The organism is Paenibacillus sp. WLX2291, from assembly GCF_046603665.1.
Taxonomy (GTDB): Bacteria; Bacillota; Bacilli; order Paenibacillales; family Paenibacillaceae; genus Saccharibacillus.
This window is the reverse complement of record NZ_CP176755.1, coordinates 2,073,390-2,090,671: the sequence shown is the minus strand read 5'-3', so window position 1 is coordinate 2,090,671 and position 17,282 is coordinate 2,073,390. Positions and strand designations below refer to the sequence as shown.

Below are 17,282 nucleotides of genomic sequence, written 5' to 3'. Positions count from 1 at the left end.
TTTCACCTCGTTATTTGCGCTCTACAGCTTCCATGATAAAGGCTTCGATTGTATCGTTGTCCTTCATATCATTGTAGCCGTCCAGCGTGATACCACACTCGTAGCCTTGTGCCACTTCTTTGGCATCATCTTTGAAGCGTTTGAGGGAATCGATCTTGCCTTCGAAAATAACGATGCCGTCGCGGATCAAGCGTGCTTCCGCAGAACGGGTAATTTTACCGGAAGTAACCATGCAACCTGCGATTGTACCTACGCGGCTGATTTTGAAGGTGTTACGCACTTCGGCGTGACCGATAACCACTTCTTTGTACTCTGGATCCAGCATCCCTTTCATCGCTTGCTCGATTTCTTCGATCGCGTTGTAGATTACGCGGTGCAGACGAATGTCGACTTGCTCCTGCTCTGCCGTTTGTTTCGCCTGAACATCAGGACGAACGTTGAAACCGATAATGATAGCACTGGATGCTGCTGCCAGAATGATATCGGATTCGTTGATGGCACCTACGCCACGGTGGATAATTTTGACGCGAACGCCTTCCACCTCGATTTTTTCGAGTGAGCCTTTGAGGGCTTCGACCGAACCCTGCACGTCGCCTTTGATGATGACGTTCAGATCTTTGATTTCGCCGTCTTTGATATGCTGGAACAGATCATCCAGCGTTACACGGGTGTTCGCACCCAGCTCGGACTGACGATGTGTAATTGCACGTTTGTCGGCAATCGAACGGGCTTTGCGCTCGTCTTCGAATACCATGAACGGATCGCCTGCTTGTGGAACTTCAGTCAGACCAGTAATTTCGACCGGTGTGGAAGGACCAGCTTCTTTGAGACGACGTCCTTTATCATTTACCATAGCACGGATACGTCCGAAACAGTTACCGGCAACAAATGCATCGCCGACTTTCAGTGTACCGTGTTGTACTAGAATACGAGCTACCGGACCGCGACCTTTATCCAGCTCGGCCTCGATAACCGCACCGCGAGCACGTTTGTTCGGATTGGCTTTGTAGTCGTTAACTTCAGCCACGAGCAGGATCATTTCCAGCAGGTCTTCCAGACCAGTACGCTGTTTTGCAGATACGTTAACGAAGATCGTATCGCCGCCCCACTCTTCCGGTACGAGTTCATACTCGGTCAGTTCTTGTTTTACTTTATCCGGGTTTGCACCTGGTTTATCAATTTTGTTAACTGCTACGATGATTGGCAAACCTGCCGCTTTGGCGTGGTTAATCGCCTCTACGGTTTGTGGCATAACGCCGTCATCCGCTGCAACAACGATGATTGTAATATCCGTTACCTGCGCACCACGAGCACGCATAGCGGTAAACGCTTCGTGACCCGGTGTATCCAGGAATGTGATTTTCTTTTTGTTGATTTCGACTTGGTATGCACCGATATGCTGCGTGATACCACCTGCTTCGCCACCAGTTACGTTAGCGGAACGGATTGCATCCAGCAACGTTGTTTTACCATGATCGACGTGACCCATGATTGTAACAACAGGAGGACGAGCTTTCAGATCGGCTTCATCATCCACTTCTTCAACCGTTTCAAAACGATCGTCTTCAACTGGAATTTTGATCTCTACTTCAACGCCATAATCGTCAGCGATCAGTTGGATCGTTTCCAGATCAAGCTCTTGGTTGATTGTTGCCATTACACCGCTGCTGATCAGTTTCTTGATTACTTCAGAAGCATCTTTGTGCAGCAATTTAGCTGTTTCACCGACAGTCATCTCACCGCGAACGATGATTTTCTTCGGCGTATTATCGATTTTCTCGCGTGGCGGTTGGTTGTTGTTGAAGTTTCTGCCACCGCGACCTTTGCCACCACGACTGTTATTGCGGTTACCGTTGTTGTTACCATAACGATTGCCACCGCCATTACCGCCACGGTTATTACTGTTGCTGCGATTACCGCCGCCGCTATTGCCACCGCGGTTGCTGTTACCACTGTTGCCACCACCGCTACGGTTGTCGCTGGAAGAATTCCCGCCTTGGGATGTTCTTACCGAACCCGAAGGTTGACGGTTTTGCGAAGAAGAACCGGATTGTGGACGAGAAGCAGCGCTAGGCTGACGGTTGCCGCCTTGCGACGTGCTACGGTTACCCGATTGGTTAGAGCTTTGTCCACTGCGATTACTGTTATTTTGACTAGACGACGAGTTAGAGCGATTAGCAGAATTGCTAGAACCGCTTTGGGACCTGTTATTCCCATTGGATGAGTTGTTCTGAGTTTTTATATCCATACCTACCTGCTTTTCATTTTTTTCGTGCGTCGCCGAAGCGTCCGCCGATGTATTCGTTTCGCTGTTCTGCCGATCGGCAGCAGCGTTCGATTTGATATTTTTGAAAAATTGTTCCACTTTCCCCACGGCGCCGTCTTCCATAACGCTCATGTGATTGTTGACCGGTACATTCAGTTTTTTCAAGATCGTAATGATTTCCTTGCTGCTCATATTGAGAGATTTCGCATATTCATAAACTCTCAGTTTATCCTTCTGCTCCTGTGTACTCAATATATTCCACCTCCGACGAATTCCCTATTCGTTTACGGAGAAGCCCTGCGAACCCTTGATCGGTCAGTGCGATAATAACACGACCTTCTTTTCCAATACTGGTTCCCAGACTGTCGCGGTCGTAACCGACCAACAGCGGGATTTGATAACTGCTGCACTTATCGCGGAATTTTTTCTGCGTATTGGCGGAAGCATCACCAGCGAGGATTACGAGCGCAGCTTCACGGGAACGAATGGCCTTCAGCACCAGCTCATCCCCGGAAAGTACTTTTCCGGCACGCATGGCAAGTCCGAGTAGGGATAGTTCGTTATTCATTAGCGTCTCTCTCCTGCACTGAACTAAAATGGCTTTCTACGCTGCTAAATTCGCTGGCAAGCCGTTCATAAATTTCTTGGCTTACCGGCACTTTGAGCGCACGATCAAACGCACGACTTTTCTGTGCCAGCTGGAAGCAAGCTTGCGTGGCACATACATAAGCGCCACGACCCGATTTTTTACCGGTCAAATCAATCTCTACCTGATCTTCCGGTGTACGAACGATACGTACCAGGCTTTTTTTGGGCATCATTTGCTGGCACGCGACACACTTGCGCAGCGGTATCTTCTTTGTCTTCATTTGATAACCAACCCCTTTCAAGCATCGGATCGCCCTGTTGCTCCGTACCAGTGTAAAGCAGCTATGCGCTGTTCATCTGATGCTTGGATCAACAGTCATCCGGTCAAGCACAAACGGGAAGGTTTAGTCGACCGATACGGAATCCTGATGCATTTCTTCGCCCAATTCTCTCGGACGTCCAAATTCTTCCTCTGCCTGAGTCTCGCTCTTGATATCGATTTTCCAGCTGGTCAGCTTGGCTGCCAGACGGGCATTTTGACCTTTGATACCGATTGCCAGCGACAGCTGATAATCCGGCACGATGACACGAGCCATCTTTTCTTCTTCAAACACTTGAACCTCCAGCACTTTGGAAGGGCTGAGTGCATTAGCTACATACTCTTCCACGCTTTCGGAATAGCGCACGATGTCGATTTTCTCACCGCGCAGTTCGTTAACGATAGTCTGTACACGCAAACCACGTGGACCTACGCAAGAACCGACTGGATCTACTTCCGTATTACGGGAGTATACAGCGATCTTGGAGCGGAAACCCGCTTCGCGTGCAACCGAACGAATCTCAACGACACCGTCAAAGATCTCTGGAACTTCCAGCTCAAACAAGCGCTTGAGCAGACCTGGATGCGTGCGTGACAGCACGATCTGAGGACCTTTGGTCGTGTTTTCTACTTTGGTGATGTAGGCTTTGATACGCTCGTTCATGTTGAACTTCTCGTTAGGCATCAGCTCGGTCAGCGGCAGTACCGCTTCCACTTTCCCAAGATCCACATAGATGTTACGCGCATCTTGACGCTGTACGATACCGGTAACGATATCTTCTTCTTTATCGATAAACGCATTGTAGATCAAACCGCGCTCTGCTTCGCGAATACGCTGAGTTACGACCTGCTTTGCTGTCTGAGCAGCAATACGTCCAAAGTCACGCGGTGTTACTTCGATCTCCGCTACATCTTCCAGTTGGAAGTGAGGATTGATCTCGCGTGCAGAACTTACCGAAATCTCGGTACGCTCATCCAGTACTTCCTCCACAACCATTTTGCGTGCAAATACCTTGATGGCGCCGGTATTACGGTTCATATCTACACGTACGTTTTGCGCTGTATTAAAATTACGTTTGTAGCTGGAAATCAGGGCAGCTTCGATCGCCTCAAACAGCACGTCCTTGCTAATCCCTTTTTCGCGTTCCAGCTCGTTCATTGCCTCAATAAAATCCATACTCATGACCTTCAAGATCCCCCTTTCAAAAAACTACCGTTTAAAAAATGATTGCCAGTCTGGCGCTGGCTACTTTTGCATATGAAATCGTAAAGCGTTTCTTACCCGCTTCGATTAGCAGTTCACCATCGTCAAATGACAACAGGTGTCCTTCAAACTCCTTCAGACCATCCACCGGCTCATAGGTCGTTACGAATACATCTTTTCCGACCGCTTTGACAACGTCACTCTCTTTTTTGAGTGGGCGCTCCGCACCCGGGGAAGATACTTCCAGAAAATAAGGGTCCTTGATCGGATCATGACTATCCAGTTGTTCACTCATGTACTCACTGATCCGGCCACAATCATCAATATCGATGCCGCCTTCTTTATCTACAAACACGCGCAGAAACCAGTTTTTGCCTTCTTTTACGTATTCCACATCGACCAGCTCAAATCCATGTTCCTCCAAAAATGGCTGCACCATTTCCTCGACGGTCGTTTTAATCTTTGGTGTGCTCAAACAATCCAACCCTCCATCACCTTAGAATCCTGTTATGTTGTTGCAGGCTGTCGTATCCGCAAACCGTCCCAGCTTAAAGAAAATCGAACCAGAAAAAGCGCTCTCGGTTCGATCTTTTGCAGTGCGGTCTGATGTGAATATAAGCTGACAGCCTCATACCAAACAGTAAAGAGTGGGTTTCCCCACTCTTTACAGGACGGTTATTTCTTTCTTCACTCTCAAAAATTATACCATAATACCGCAGTGGTGACAAGTAATTCGCCTTGACCTGCACGCCTTTTGTAGCAGCATAATCATAAGGAACAAGTGATCATGGCTTTGTCTACCGTTACCAGTTGCAATGTTCCATTCTATAGCTAGCTTACAATCAACACTTAGAACAGCGACAGCTGATTGCTTTCCGGCAAGCCGCGGAAGCAGCCCATCTGGGTCATCAGCTCGACAATCGTTTTGGTCGCTTTGGATTTCTGTTGGAAATCCTCAATTGACAGAAACTCGCCATGGTCGCGTGATGCTGCAATATTGCGTGCTGCGTTATCACCGATCCCCTGCACCGCAGAGAATGGTGGAACCAGACTTTTGCCATCTACGGTAAACGAAGTCGCATGTGAGCGATACAGATCTAGCGGTTTGAAGGTAAAGCCGCGTGCCGTCATTTCCAGCGCCATCTCCAAAATGGACAGCATCGCCTTTTCCTTTGGCGAAGCTTGGAAACCGAGCTGCTCAATCTCTTCGATTTTGCGATAGATTGCTTCGTATCCTTGACAACATAGATCGATATCAAAATCTTCCGCCCGTACGGTAAAGTAGGTGGCGTAATATTCGATCGGATGATACAGCTTGAAGTAAGCCGTACGTACGGCGGAGATGACATACGCCGAGGCGTGGGCTTTCGGGAACATATACTGGATTTTGAGACAGGAATCAATGTACCATTGTGGCACTTTGCAGTTCTTCATCTCGTCGATCCATTCTTGCGTCAGACCTTTACCTTTACGTACACTCTCCGTAATTTTAAATGCCAGACTTGCATCCATGCCCGCTTTATAAATCAGGAACAACATAATATCGTCACGACAGCCAATTACCGTCTTGATCGTGCAGGTATTGTTTTTGATCAGTTCCTGCGCATTACCTAGCCATACACCAGTTCCGTGAGACAGACCGGAGATTTGCAACAAATCGGCAAAACTGGACGGTTGGGATTCTACCAACATCTGACGTACGAATTTGGTTCCCATCTCTGGTACACCGTAAGTCGCTACTGGGCTACGCAACTGATGCGGTGAGATACCGAGCGCTTCGGTGGAGTTAAACATGCTCATAACTTTGGGATCATTCATCGGAATTGTCGTCGGATCTACTCCGGTCAAATCCTGCAACATCCGCATCATGGTCGGATCATCATGTCCGAGAATATCAAGCTTGAGCAAGTTGGCTTCAAACGCATGATAATCAAAATGCGTAGTCTTCCACTCCGCATTCACATCATCCGCCGGGTATTGAACAGGCGTTACATCTTCCACATCGATATAATCTGGTACAACGACGATACCGCCGGGATGCTGTCCGGTACTACGTTTAACGCCCGTACAGCCTGCTGCCAGACGACTCAGCTCAGCGCCGCGCCATTTCTTCTGATGCAGTTCTTCATATTTCTTGGCAAACCCGTATGCTGTCTTCTCCGCAACCGTACCGATTGTACCAGCACGGAATACGTTTTTCTCGCCAAACAATACTTTTGTATAGTTATGCGCGATCGGCTGGTAATCACCGGAGAAGTTAAGGTCGATATCGGGGACTTTATCCCCTTTAAAGCCAAGGAACGTCTCGAACGGAATATCCTGACCTTCGCCTTTTAATCGACCGCCACAATTCGGGCATTCTTTTTCTGGAAGGTCGAATCCACTCGGTACGCTACCATCAAGGAACCATTCGCTATGCTTGCATTCCTTGTTGATGCAGATATAGTGTGCTGGTAGCGGGTTAACTTCGGATATACCGAGGAAAGTTGCCACGATAGACGAACCAACCGAACCCCGCGAACCAACCAGATACCCGTCTTCATTGGACTTTTTCACCAGCTTCTCGGAAATGAGATAGTTGGCAGAGAAACCGTATTTAATAATCGGCTCTAATTCTTTTTCGAGACGAGCAATGATCACTTCCGGCAAATCTTCGCCATAGATCGAACGTGCTGTGCTATAGCACGTATTACGAATCTCTTCGTCTGCCCCTTCCAGATCTGGTGTAAACAGCTTCTCTGGAAATAGCGGATACACTTCAAAACGTTCCGCCAGTGCCTGCGTATTGGTCACAACAAGTTCATACGCTTTGTCTTCGCCAAGGAAGGTGAATTCGTCCAGCATTTCCTTCGTCGTGCGGAAATGAGCTTCCGGCTTGCGCTGATCTTTGAGCGGGCTAAAGCCAGTAATTCCGTTGATTGTAATATCGCGGAAAATTTTCTCGCGTGGTTCCAAATAATGCACATTACCTGTTGCTACTACCGGCTTATCGAGCTTGTCCCCAATCTCGCAAATTTTTTGCAAGGCGATCTCCAGCTCACGCGGTGTGCCGACTAGACCTTTGTCCACCAGATGCATGTACATCGTCATCGGCTGCACTTCCAGTATGTCGTAGAATTGTGCGATTTCTTCCGCTTCTTCCTGCGTTTTGTTCAACACTGTTTCGAAAAATTCGCCTTTTTCGCAACCGGACATCACCAGCAGACCTTCGCGATATTGCGTCAATACCGATTTGGGGATACGAGGTACCCGTTTAAAATATTCGGTGTGCGACAGCGAGACGAGTTTGAACAAATTCTTTTTGCCTTTTTCGTTTAGTGCATAGATGGTGCAATGGAATGGACGAGCATTGGACAGATCTTTACCGACAAAATCATTCAGTCGATCCAATTGCGTCAGTCGACGCTCCTGCTCGGCATCTTTTAGCAAGCCGAACAGAATACCGCCGAGTGCGATCGTATCGTCAATCGCGCGGTGATGACTTTCCAATGCGACTTTGTATTTGGATGCCAGTGTATTCAAACGGTGATTCTTCAGCGTTGGATACAGCAAACGAGCCAGCTCCAGCGTATCCAGTACCGGATTCGTCATTTCCGGTAAATCGTGATTTTTCAATGTTGCTTGGATAAAACCGATATCAAAACGCGCATTGTGCGCGACCAGAATGCTATCACCAGCAAATTCTACAAATTCGCGAATGACCTGATCAATCTCCGGTGCGCCGCGTACCATTTCGTCAGTAATATTAGTCAATTGCTGAATATTGTACGGAATGCGTTCATGTGGATCGACAAATGTGGCATAACGGTCGATTTCTTTGCCTGCTACCATTTTTACAGCTGCAATCTCGATAATCTTGTTCTGTGTAATCGACAGACCCGTAGTCTCGATATCGAATACGATATATGTGGATGTGCGCAGATCAAGCGGTTGTGGTTCCAATACGATGGCAGTTGCATCGTTAATAACATTGGCTTCCAATCCGTAAATAAGCTTGATACCGTGCTTTTTGGCTGCTTTGGCTGCTTCCGGGTAACACTGCACCCCACCATGATCGGTAACGGCAATCGCCGGATGTCCCCAATATGCTGCTGTTTTTACATATTTATCAATCGTCGTAATACCATCCATCGTACTCATCGTTGTATGCAGATGGAATTCGACCCGTTTCTCATTCGCATCATCTTTGCGTCCTGGTGGCGATTTGATCTCACTCAGGTCGGATGGAATCATCGCTAGTTCTGGAATTTGCATAAACCGGTCATACTCTACCCGTCCACGTGCTTTGACCCATTTGCCATTAGCGAGCAGGCTCATGATCTTGAGATCTTCTTTGGTTTTGGCAAACATCTTCATTTGCAATGAGTCTGTAAAATCAGTAATAAAGAAGGTGAAGAGCGTACTGCCGTTACGCAGCTCTTTGCTGTCGAGACCAAAAATCGTACCCTGTACGATGACTTTCTTCTCTTCATCCTGCAATTCTTGTAACGGTATCGCTGGTTCCTTCAACTCGTAACCAACTTGCAAACGAACCGGCTCGCCGTCTTCATCCAATTCTTCTTCCAGCTCCGACTCGACACTGGTCATCAGACGCTCAATCTCTAACAAATCTTCCTGACGACGCTGTTCATGGAATGCTTGCACCGCTTCACTAGATGTTTCGCCTACTTCGATCTTGATCCGTAGCTGTACATTAAAGTACTCGTTGTAAAATGTAACGATAGCCTGATCAATTTGCTTTTTCTTTGCTAATTCCAATGCCATCTGATCGGTCATGGTCAACGTCAATACATCGTCGTTAAGGGCAAACTTAGCACGAGTCATCCATCCGTTCACTGACGGAATCTGGCGCTGTACCCATTCCAGAAATAGTGTCCAATATTCTTCGACTACTTGGACACGATCAATCTGGTCACTATATTGAAATAAAAAGCGGATTTTGGCGATATGGCTCATCTTGTCCTGAATATGACGGCAAAACGTACGGTAAGTCGGTGACGGCACTATCGTATCTTTGGCGATAATCAGTTTCCACTCTTTGTTGCTACGGCTGATCTCCACCCGCTCGATGATTCCATCCGCAAAATAGGGCTCCATCAGACCCGCAGGCACTTGCGCCTGCTGCATCAACAGCTCAAAACGTTGTCTTTTTTCCCCGCTTGCGCTCATGAGGTCCCCCTTTGAAAAAAGCAGCAAGCTTCCGTCTATACCGGTGACGGACCTATGTCCACTCCGTTTGCTGGAAGCTTGCCTGCTTGAGTTATACTTTGCTGCCGGATGAGAAAGCTCAATCAGGCGTATATTCATTACATAGATATCGTTACACCTGTCCAGTGCAATCCGATCAAATCATACATATTCACTGATCTCGATTGTCTTCATGCTGGTACCTCTGTCTAACGATACGACTACAAATGTGTTTCTATACATAAAAAATTAATAAGCGCGTGCAAATACGACGGTATGCTTAGCCGGTTGACCGGTTACGAGACATTTCTCTTTTTGCACATCCAATTGGAATGGAATATTGCGGATCGTCGCGCCTGTTTCTTCTTTAACCTTGCGCTCGGTTTCGTCAGTGCCATCCCAGCCAGCAATAAAGAAGCCACGTTTCTCTTCCATAATGCTCTTCATTTCATCCAGTGTATCGACAACGTGCATATTGTCTTCACGGAAGGACAGCGCGCGTTGATACATTTCCTGCTGTACTTGCTCCAGCATGTTTTGTACTTCTTCGACGATATTTTCCAGTGGCACTTGTTTTTTCTCACCGCTAATGCGAGAAACGAGTACACAGACGCCATTTTCAATATCGCGAGGACCAACTTCCAGACGTACTGGAATACCACGCATTTCGTATTCGTTGAATTTCCAACCTGGACGCACATCGGCACGATCGTCGATCCCTACGCGTACGCCTGCTTGTTTCAATTCAGCGAACAGTTCATCTGCACGTCCAACGACTACATCGCGTGTTTTCGGTGGACCGATTGGAATGATCATCACTTGTTTTGGTGCTACTTTTGGAGGCAATGCCAGACCGCGATCGTCACCATGTACCATAATGAGAGCACCGATCAGACGTGTACTTACGCCCCAAGATGTCGTGTGAGCAAATTCCTGATTATTCTCACGACTCAGGAATTGAATATCAAAAGCTTCCGCAAAGTTAGTGCCCATATAGTGGGAAGTACCTGCCTGTACAGCGCGTCCGTCCTTCATCATCGCTTCGATGGAGTATGTAGCTTTTGCACCGGCAAATTTCTCGGATGGACTCTTTTGACCTTTGATAACTGGAATTGCCAAGAATTCTTCAACAAACTCCGTATATACATCCAGCATTTTCATCGTTTCTTCCAGCGCTTCCTCAGCTGTCTCATGCGCAGTATGACCTTCCTGCCACAAGAATTCACTCGTACGCAGGAATGGCAGCGTACGTTTCTCCCAGCGTACAACGTTTGCCCACTGATTGATCAGTACTGGCAAATCACGATACGACTGGATCCAACGAGAGTACATATGTCCAAACATCGTTTCGGAAGTTGGGCGAATCGCCAGACGTTCTTCCAGCGGATCGCCGCCTGCTTCTGTTACCCACGGCAACTCAGGGTTGAATCCTTCTACGTGTTCTTTTTCTTTTTCAAAAAAGCTTTCTGGGATAAACAGTGGGAAATATGCGTTACGATGACCAGTTTCTTTGAAACGACGATCCAGATCACGCTGAATATGTTCCCAAATTTCGTATCCGTCTGGGCGGAATACGATACAGCCGCGTACTGGGGAATAATCCATCAGTTCGGCTTTTTTGATCACGTCGATATACCAGCGTGAAAAGTCTTCACTCTGTGACGTGATTTCTGTTACAAATTGTTTGTCCTGCTTTTCGTTCGACATAAAAGTGGATATCCTCCCGTAAGTAACCATTATGATAATGAGCACCCGCCAAAACGGCTGCTAAATTGGTCTTGGTTCAGAACGACTGCAAGCTATTGCATGCGGTTCTGTCTGTTCATCTATTGTAGCATGACTGAACGTTTTTTTTGAATCTTTTCCTAGAAACAAGCATGAACGCTATCTTGGAAATGTCACGCCTTCGCCGCAATCCATTACTACATGCGGCATCTAAGCCACTCTACCTCTGTAAAAAAGACAGATAGCAGACGACAGCCAGACCAACAGACATATGTGCATATGCCGGGTCTGGCTGAAATGTTTGTTACATGTAATGAATTTTTGTAAAGCAGAATTTTTGTAAAACAGTTATCCTTTGATCAATCGTAAAATATCGTTGTACGTGACAGCGATCATTAACAAGAACAACATCGCAAAGCCGATAACATGCACCAGACCTTCCTTGCTCGGTTCGATTGGTTTCCGACGAATCCATTCCACAAAGATAAAGATCAACCGGCTTCCATCAAGCGCCGGAATCGGCAGCAAGTTGAAGATCCCGAGGTTTGTACTGATCAGTGCTGTCCATAAGATCATACTTGCCAGACCTTGACGTGCGACTTGAGCCGTCATGTCAATCGTACCTACCGGTCCAGCCAGATCGTTAATCGCAAATTGTCCGAAGACCAATTTTTTGAGTCCAGTCAGAATCGCTGTACTCATATCGACAAATTGATGACCTGCCTGGGTAAAGGTTTCGGTAAACGAAGCCGGACGAGTCTGAGGAGACACCGCTACACCAACTTTACCTACATTACCGCTACTAGCATCGGCTTTTGGTGTCACAGACAATGTCTGCTCCTGACCACCACGATCAATTTTCCATTCCATCGCTTTGTTTGGCGATTGCTCGATCAATTGAATCATTTTGGCGGAGTCACCACCGATAACGGTACCGTTGATCTCCTCAACGATATCACCTTTTTGCAATCCGGCTGCTGCGCCTGCTGATGATTCGGTTACCTGACCGAGAACAACACCTGTCGGATTATCGACCGGCACGCCAGTCATGCGTACGAAGATCAGACAAAGCACAAACGCCAAAATAAAGTTCATCGCTGGACCTGCAAAGATAGACAATGCACGCTGTCCAACCGAAGCGCTATTAAAATGACGATTACGTGGAGCAATCTGAATCTCTTGCCCTTTTACCGTCATCATCGCTTGCGGATGCACATCAAACGTCTGCACTTCGCCATCCACATTCATGACAATCTTCAGATCGTCCACTAGATCAATGGACTCTACTTCACCGCGGATTACGTTGCGACGATTATCCAGTTGATCGACGAAAATCGATTTGACCTGATTGTCTGCCATCCGTACGGCAATGGTCTGTCCGGGCTGAATTTCCGCCAGCTCCGGGTCTTCGCCTGCCATCCGTGCATAGCCGCCAAACGGCAGCAGTCTGAGTGTAAATACGGTTTCGTCCTTTTTATATGAAAACAGCTTGGGACCGAATCCTATTGCAAATTCGCGTACGAGTACTCCAGCACGTTTGGCGAAAAAATAGTGTCCCCATTCATGCACCGTAACGATAACGAAAAACATGAGTACCGTCATAATAACTACTTGAAGTGTCTCCAAATTGCCAAATCCTCCTTCATATGCTTGCGACCGAAGTCTGTACGATCAGAGCGTTCGTACTCCATTAGATTATCACTTTTCTCCGTCTACTTACAAGCAGCGGGATGAGGAATACATGAAATAGTTTCCATAATACACAGGGATAATCTATACGATCTTATTGACAATCAGAGACAACAATACATTAGGCAAATGCGACAGCAGCACGCTGACGAACCTCTGCATCTACATGCTGGATCGTTTCCAGATCAGGGGAAGATATGACGACATGATGTTGAAGCGCATCTTCGATAATGTCTTCAATGGTCAAAAAGGAAATTTCACCCTTCAAAAAGCGAGACACCGCAATTTCATTCGCTGCATTGAATACCGTCGGAGCTGTTCCACCTGCACGTCCACTTTCAAACGCCATACGCAAACATGGAAAACGCTCATAATCCATCTCGCGGAAATTCAACTGACCGACCTTTGTCAGCGACAATCGAGTCGAAGGAGACGGCTGACGATCTGGATATGTCAGTGCGTATTGGATCGGCACTCTCATATCTGGATTGCCCAGCTGCGCAATAATGCTAGTATCGGCAAATTCTACAAATGAATGAATAATACTCTCAGGATGCAGTACGACCGAGATCTGATCATACGTCATCCCAAACAGCCAATGCGCTTCGATAACTTCCAATCCTTTATTCGCCATCGTGGCGGAATCGATCGTGATTTTGGCGCCCATTGACCAATTCGGATGCTTGAGTGCGTCCGCTACGGTCACATCACGCAGTTGATCCCGTGTACGATCACGAAATGAACCGCCGGATGCTGTTAATGTCAGCTCAGTAATACGCTCACGCGGCTCCCCATTCAGACATTGAAATAGTGCTGAATGCTCGCTGTCGATTGGCAAAATCTGAACACCTTTGTTGCGAGCACGCTCATTCACGAGATGACCCGCAGTAACCAGTGTCTCCTTATTAGCAAGACCAATCATTTTGCCTGCATCAATCGCTGCCAGTGTCGATGGCAAACCCATACTGCCCATCACCGCTGTAACTACAGTATCAGCATCATTATGAGCAGCCACTTCAATCAGCCCTTGCTCTCCGTAATGCACGGTCATGGATTGTGGTAATCGCTCACGTACCTGTTCTGCCAGTTCTTTTGTTGAAACGGATACTATCTTCGGCTGGAATTCCAGCGCTTGCTCCACAACCAGTTCTACATTGCTACCAGCAGCCAGACTTTCCACTTTGAATTGATCTGCATGGGTACGAACCACATCCAGCGTCTGCGTACCAATCGAACCAGTTGAACCAAGAATCGCGATCTTTTTCATTGTAGCCTCCGTCTTGAGTACCTGTATTGTTGCAAATGATCAGAACGGCATAAGCATCAAAATATGCACAAACGGGAAAACCATCAGCCAACTATCACAGCGATCCAAAATACCGCCATGCCCCGGCAAGATTTTGCCCGAATCTTTGATGCCATACACACGCTTATACGCAGATTGAATCAAATCGCCCATTTGCCCAACAACCGCTGCCGCCAGACCGATCAACAACGCATTGCCAATATGAAATAACGTCGGCGAGATGATCGAGAAAGCGACCGCTGCCAGCATAGCAAAAAAGATACCGCCTACAGCACCCTCTATCGTCTTATTAGGACTAATCGAAGGCCAGAGTTTATTTTTGCCAAGCGTCTTCCCTGTAAAATACGCTCCGATATCGCTAGCCCAGATGGAACAAAGCAGCATAAAGGTCCAGAACAAACCGTGACCGTCCGGTGCTTGCCTCGTCTCGGCAATATAGGAAAACCCAGTACCGATATAAAATGCACCGATAAACAGCAACGCCATCAGCTTGATGTCCTGCTGGTTTTTGGTAATCACCGTAATCGACAGCAGCAACAGCATGACGATCCATATCATATGATCAACCGACAATGGCGGTGTCAGATCCATTAGTGTCCAGGGAAACAGCATATATGCGACACTAATGTAACCGATCACCGCCGGTGCTCCAAATGGAGCCGCCTTTGTCATCGTTGCAAATTCATAAAATCCGACAAGCGCCATCACCAATAAAAGGGTTTGATACGCATACCCTCCAAAGAGACAAAGTCCCAGATATACGATTGCGGCTATGATACCAGTGATTATCCGCTCTTTCACAATTTATCCTCCATCCGAAACAACAGGGGTATCGCCGTTAGTACGGCTTACAGCCCGCCATATCTGCGTATTCTGCGCTGATATTCCGCTACTGCTTCGATCATATGTTCTTTGCCAAATTCCGGCCAGTAAATCGGTGTAAACCACAATTCACTGTAAGCCAGCTGCCACAGCATAAAGTTGCTGAGACGCAGCTCTCCGCTTGTACGAATCAACAGATCAGGATCAGGCAACCCGGATGATTGCAGTACTTGACCGAATGTATCCGGTGTAATGTCATCGACAGACAGCTTGCCCTCCTGCACAGCATTCACCATCTGCTTAACGCCTTCGGTAATCTCGATCCGACTACCATAATTCAAGGCAAATGTCAGTACAAGACCGGTATTGTGTTCCGTATCACGCATCGCTTTTTCCAGCGGTTCTAGTGTATAGGAAGGGAGAATACTTTTATCACCCATCAGGCGTACCTGTACATTGCGTTCAACCAACTCATCCAGCTCGGTTGCTACAAATTCAGCAGGCAGCTTCATTAGAAAATCCACTTCGTCTTTCGGTCTTTTCCAGTTTTCCGTAGAAAAGGCATACATCGTCAAATATTTAACTCCAAGTTCGTCGGCGGCCATAGTGGCCCGTTTAACGGCTTTCATGCCGTTCTGGTGTCCGATGACACGAGGCATACCGTGACTTTTCGCCCAACGACCATTTCCGTCCATAATAACGGCGATATGATGGGGAACATTATCCGGCGAGAGCTCGCTGGTATGCTGTTGTTCGTCTTTATCCAACCACGAGCGAACACGCTTGAACATCACTTTTCCTCCATACAGTGTGAAAAGAGACAAACCCCACCGTTCGGAGGGGTCGCAAGTCTCTTACACTTCCATAATCTCTTTTTCTTTCGCAGCAAGTACGTTGTCGACTTCCTTGATGAAACGGTCGGTCAGCTTTTGTACATCTTCCTGATGACCACGCGATTCATCTTCAGAGATATCTGTTTTTTCAAGTTTTTTGATATCGTCATTCGCATCGCGGCGAATGTTACGGATCGCTACTTTGGATTCCTCACCGAATTTTTTAGTCAGTTTGACCAGCTCGGCGCGGCGTTCTTCTGTCAGTGCCGGAATGGACAGGCGAATGATGTTACCGTCGTTCGCAGGTGTCAGACCGAGATCCGATTTCATGATCGAGCGCTCAATATCGCCAAGCGATGTTTTATCCCATGGCTGAATGATCAGTGTGCGCGGATCTGGTGTTGTAATGTTTGCCAGCTGGTTTACCGGTGTCAGTGCTCCATAGTATTCCACCTGTACACGATCCAAAATGGAAGGTGTTGCACGTCCTGCACGTAGTGTCGACAAATCGCGACCTAGTGCCTGGATCGCTTTTTGCATGCGTTCTTCGGCGCTTTTCTTAATTCCTTGAGGCATTAGTCTACACTCCCTTTAACAGTAGTTCCGATTTTTTCGCCCAGTACAACGCGTTTAATATTGCCCTGTTCGGTAATTGCAAATACAATCAATGGAATATTGTTATCCATACACAGCGAAGATGCAGTTGAATCCATAACGCCCAGATTCTGGTTCAGCACCTCGAGGTATGTAAGCTGTTCGAATTTTTGTGCCGTTGGATCTTTGAACGGATCCGCCGAGTACACACCATCCACTTTGTTTTTAGCCATCAAAATCACTTCTGCTTCGATCTCAGCTGCACGAAGTGCTGCTGTTGTATCTGTGGAGAAGAATGGATTGCCTGTTCCTGCCGCGAAGATCACTACGCGTCCTTTTTCCAAATGACGGATCGCTCTCCGGCGGATGTATGGCTCAGCAATCTGCTGCATTGCGATGGAAGTCTGTACACGCGTAGGCACTTCGATTTGCTCCAGTGCATCTTGCAGTGCCAGCGAATTCATCACTGTGGCCAGCATGCCCATATAGTCAGCCGTTGCACGATCAATACCGCCCTGGCTTCCTGCAATACCGCGCCAGATATTACCGCCGCCGCATACGACTGCAACTTCTACACCCAGTGCGACAACTTCTTTGATCTGGTCTGCGATCGAAGCAATCGTACTCGCTTCAATGCCATATCCAGCCGTACCCGACAACGACTCACCACTGACTTTCAAGACCACTCTTTTAAATACAGGCTTATTCAAATGCATACCCTCCACTTTGTAAATTTGGTTATGATCACG

General features: G+C 47.4%; 13 protein-coding genes. All 13 read right to left on the bottom strand.

Features of this window, described 5'->3' with window-relative positions:
- Window positions 1–10: 10 nt before the first annotated feature.
- Window positions 11–2,518 (bottom strand): translation initiation factor IF-2, encoded by a 2,508-nt coding sequence (gene infB, locus ACDE64_RS09085; protein ID WP_411346150.1) that lies wholly within the window; start codon window positions 2,516–2,518, stop codon window positions 11–13.
- Window positions 2,493–2,834, bottom strand: a complete 342-nt coding sequence (locus tag ACDE64_RS09080) for a YlxQ family RNA-binding protein (RefSeq protein ID WP_411346149.1) — start codon at window positions 2,832–2,834, stop codon at window positions 2,493–2,495. The genes infB and ACDE64_RS09080 overlap by 26 nt, the downstream gene beginning before the upstream one ends.
- On the bottom strand, window positions 2,827–3,135 hold the full coding sequence (gene rnpM, locus ACDE64_RS09075) for an RNase P modulator RnpM (protein WP_411346148.1): 309 nt from the start codon (window positions 3,133–3,135) through the stop codon (window positions 2,827–2,829). Before rnpM ends, ACDE64_RS09080 begins: the two co-directional genes overlap by 8 nt.
- A 123-nt stretch (window positions 3,136–3,258) precedes the next feature.
- Complete coding sequence (gene nusA, locus ACDE64_RS09070) at window positions 3,259–4,356, bottom strand: transcription termination factor NusA (RefSeq protein ID WP_411349746.1); 1,098 nt, start codon at window positions 4,354–4,356, stop codon at window positions 3,259–3,261.
- Between the two features lie 34 nt (window positions 4,357–4,390).
- Window positions 4,391–4,852, bottom strand: coding sequence for a ribosome maturation factor RimP (gene rimP / locus ACDE64_RS09065; RefSeq protein WP_411346146.1), 462 nt, complete (start codon window positions 4,850–4,852; stop codon window positions 4,391–4,393).
- A gap of 374 nt (window positions 4,853–5,226) precedes the next feature.
- Window positions 5,227–9,546 (bottom strand): PolC-type DNA polymerase III, encoded by a 4,320-nt coding sequence (locus ACDE64_RS09060; protein WP_411349745.1) that lies wholly within the window; start codon window positions 9,544–9,546, stop codon window positions 5,227–5,229.
- 267 nt (window positions 9,547–9,813) lie between these two features.
- Entirely contained in the window at window positions 9,814–11,271 is a 1,458-nt protein-coding gene (proS, locus tag ACDE64_RS09055) for a proline--tRNA ligase (protein WP_411349744.1), read from the bottom strand.
- A gap of 366 nt (window positions 11,272–11,637) precedes the next feature.
- A complete protein-coding gene (gene rseP, locus ACDE64_RS09050) occupies window positions 11,638–12,915 on the bottom strand; it encodes an RIP metalloprotease RseP (RefSeq protein WP_411346143.1) in 1,278 nt (425 codons plus the stop codon).
- 184 nt (window positions 12,916–13,099) lie between these two features.
- Window positions 13,100–14,245 carry a 1-deoxy-D-xylulose-5-phosphate reductoisomerase gene (locus tag ACDE64_RS09045; protein WP_411346142.1) on the bottom strand — a complete coding sequence of 382 codons (1,146 nt, stop codon included), beginning with the start codon at window positions 14,243–14,245 and terminating at the stop codon, window positions 13,100–13,102.
- Window positions 14,246–14,284: 39 nt separating this feature from the next.
- Window positions 14,285–15,085 carry a phosphatidate cytidylyltransferase gene (locus ACDE64_RS09040; protein WP_411349743.1) on the bottom strand — a complete coding sequence of 267 codons (801 nt, stop codon included), beginning with the start codon at window positions 15,083–15,085 and terminating at the stop codon, window positions 14,285–14,287.
- Window positions 15,086–15,132: 47 nt separating this feature from the next.
- A complete protein-coding gene (locus ACDE64_RS09035) occupies window positions 15,133–15,897 on the bottom strand; it encodes an isoprenyl transferase (protein ID WP_411346140.1) in 765 nt (254 codons plus the stop codon).
- Window positions 15,898–15,960: 63 nt separating this feature from the next.
- A complete protein-coding gene (gene frr / locus ACDE64_RS09030) occupies window positions 15,961–16,515 on the bottom strand; it encodes a ribosome recycling factor (protein ID WP_411346139.1) in 555 nt (184 codons plus the stop codon).
- Window positions 16,515–17,243, bottom strand: coding sequence for a UMP kinase (pyrH, locus tag ACDE64_RS09025; RefSeq protein ID WP_411346138.1), 729 nt, complete (start codon window positions 17,241–17,243; stop codon window positions 16,515–16,517). Before pyrH ends, frr begins: the two co-directional genes overlap by 1 nt.
- Window positions 17,244–17,282: the final 39 nt, after the last annotated feature.

What these genes read in the sequence shown, in the direction of transcription:
- ACDE64_RS09060 (WP_411349745.1), bottom strand. Translation starts at nt 9,546, where the DNA reads ATGAGCGCAAGCGGGGAAAAAAGACAACGTTTTGAGCTGTTGATGCAG.
- nusA (WP_411349746.1), bottom strand. Translation starts at nt 4,356, where the DNA reads ATGAGTATGGATTTTATTGAGGCAATGAACGAGCTGGAACGCGAAAAA.
- frr (WP_411346139.1), bottom strand. Translation starts at nt 16,515, where the DNA reads ATGCCTCAAGGAATTAAGAAAAGCGCCGAAGAACGCATGCAAAAAGCG.
- ACDE64_RS09035 (WP_411346140.1), bottom strand. Translation starts at nt 15,897, where the DNA reads ATGTTCAAGCGTGTTCGCTCGTGGTTGGATAAAGACGAACAACAGCAT.
- ACDE64_RS09080 (WP_411346149.1), bottom strand. Translation starts at nt 2,834, where the DNA reads ATGAATAACGAACTATCCCTACTCGGACTTGCCATGCGTGCCGGAAAA.
- ACDE64_RS09045 (WP_411346142.1), bottom strand. Translation starts at nt 14,245, where the DNA reads ATGAAAAAGATCGCGATTCTTGGTTCAACTGGTTCGATTGGTACGCAG.
- rnpM (WP_411346148.1), bottom strand. Translation starts at nt 3,135, where the DNA reads ATGAAGACAAAGAAGATACCGCTGCGCAAGTGTGTCGCGTGCCAGCAA.
- proS (WP_411349744.1), bottom strand. Translation starts at nt 11,271, where the DNA reads ATGTCGAACGAAAAGCAGGACAAACAATTTGTAACAGAAATCACGTCA.